Annotated in this window: 1 protein-coding gene; it reads left to right on the top strand. The window is 70.7% G+C overall.

Annotated features, from left to right (window positions below; all coding sequences use genetic code 11):
* The coding region (gene acs / locus ACZ4VL_RS40625) for an acetate--CoA ligase (RefSeq protein WP_468211045.1) at positions 1-1,839 on the top strand (1,839 nt) is incomplete at both ends.

Genomic DNA, 1,839 nt, shown 5'->3' with positions numbered 1-1,839 from the left:
AACGAGAGCCTGGCCAATCTGCTCAAGGAGGAGCGGCGGTTCGCACCGCCTGCCGATCTGGCCGCCGCCGCGAACGTGACGACTGCGGCGTACGCACAGGCCGAGGCGGACCGGCTGGGTTTCTGGGCCGAGCAGGCCCGTCGCCTGTCCTGGGCGGTGGAGCCGACCGAGACCCTGGACTGGACCAACCCGCCGTTCGCGAAGTGGTTCGCGGACGGCAAGCTGAACGTCGCCTACAACTGCGTGGACCGGCACGTCGAGGCCGGCCACGGCGACCGGGTCGCGATCCACTTCGAGGGCGAGCCGGGCGACAGCCGCGCGATCACCTACGCCGAGCTCAAGGACGAGGTCTCCCGCGCCGCGAACGCCCTGACCGAGCTCGGTGTCGGCGCCGGTGACCGCGTCGCGGTCTACCTGCCGATGATCCCCGAGGCGGTCGTGGCGATGCTCGCCTGCGCCCGGATCGGCGCCGCCCACTCGGTGGTCTTCGGCGGCTTCTCCGCCGACGCGGTCGCCTCCCGCATCCAGGACGCCGACGCCAAACTGGTCATCACCGCCGACGGCGGCTACCGCCGCGGCAAGCCCTCCGCGCTCAAGCCCGCCATCGACGAGGCCGTCACCAAGTGCCCCCAGGTCGAACACGTCCTCGTCGTACGCCGCACCGGCCAGGACACCGCCTTCGCCCAGGGCCGCGACCTGTGGTGGGACGAGACCGTCGCCCGCCAGCCCACCGAGCACACCCCGCAGGCCTTCGACGCCGAACACCCCCTGTTCATCCTCTACACCTCCGGGACGACGGGGAAGCCCAAGGGCATCCTGCACACCTCCGGCGGCTACCTCACCCAGGCCGCCTACACCCACCACGCCGTCTTCGACCTCAAGGCGGACACCGACGTCTACTGGTGCACCGCCGACATCGGCTGGGTCACCGGCCACTCCTACATCGTCTACGGCCCCCTCGCCAACGGCGCCACCCAGGTCATGTACGAGGGCACCCCCGACACCCCGCACCAGGGCCGCTTCTGGGAGATCGTCCAGAAGTACGGCGTCACCATCCTCTACACCGCCCCCACCGCCATCCGCACCTTCATGAAGTGGGGCGACGACATCCCCGCCAAGTTCGACCTGTCGAGCCTGCGCGTGCTCGGCTCGGTCGGCGAACCCATCAACCCCGAAGCCTGGATCTGGTACCGCAAGCACATCGGCGGCGACCGCTGCCCGATCGTGGACACCTGGTGGCAGACCGAGACCGGCACCATGATGATCTCCCCGCTGCCCGGCGTCACCGAGACCAAGCCCGGCTCCGCCCAACGCGCCCTGCCCGGCATCGGCGCCACCGTCGTCGACGACGACGGCCACGAGGTCCCCCACGGCGCGGGCGGCTACCTCGTCCTCACCGAGCCCTGGCCCTCCATGCTCCGCACCATCTGGGGCGACGACCAGCGCTACCTCGACACCTACTGGTCCCGCTTCCAAGGCCGCTACTTCGCCGGCGACGGCGCCAAGAAGGACGACGACGGCGACATCTGGCTCCTGGGCCGCGTCGACGACGTCATGCTCGTCTCCGGCCACAACATCTCCACCACCGAGGTCGAATCCGCCCTCGTCTCCCACCCCGCGGTCGCCGAAGCCGCCGTCGTGGGCGCCGCCGACGAAACCACCGGCCAGGCCATCGTCGCCTTCGTCATCCTGCGCGGCACCGCCCACGAAGACGCCGACCTCGTCGCCGACCTCCGCAACCACGTCGGCACCACCCTCGGCCCCATCGCCAAGCCCAAGCGCGTCCTGCCCGTCGCGGAACTCCCCAAGACCCGCTCCGGCAAGATCATGCGCCGCCTC

The sequence above is a fragment of the Streptomyces sp. NPDC029014 genome, from assembly GCF_055564695.1.
The sequence above is the reverse complement of the archived record's forward strand: the minus strand, read 5'-3'. Positions and strand labels throughout refer to the sequence as shown.